This window comes from Paracoccus sp. UBA5162 (assembly GCF_002413585.1).
In the GTDB taxonomy this organism is placed as follows: Bacteria; Pseudomonadota; Alphaproteobacteria; order Rhodobacterales; family Rhodobacteraceae; genus Paracoccus.
In genome coordinates, this window is the sequence record NZ_DHXG01000035.1 from 1 (window position 1) to 287 (window position 287).

Here is a 287-nt window from a genome sequence, read left to right on the forward strand (position 1 = left end):
GCAGCGTTCCGCGCGGCGGGCCACGGTGCGCGACAGGTGCAGATGCGCCGCAAGGGCGGAACCGCCCGGCAGGATGAAGCTGCGCAAGGGTTGCAGATCGGCGTTCATGTCGTCGATCTCGGTTTCGAGGCGCGCGACCTGCGCGTCGATGATCCGCAGCACGGGATGATCCGCCTGATCGTCCGCCCCGATATCCGGCCGCGACAGGTCCGCTCCCAGATCGAACAGGTCGTTCTGGATCATGGCCAGACGGTCGGCCATGCCATCGGCCGCGTGCAGGCGGCACA

At 68.3% G+C, this 287-nt stretch carries 1 protein-coding gene; it reads right to left on the minus strand.

What is annotated here, in order from left to right; translation table 11 throughout:
• The coding region (locus tag B4A72_RS04825; protein WP_292978172.1) for an ATP:cob(I)alamin adenosyltransferase at positions 1-287 on the minus strand (287 nt) is incomplete at both ends.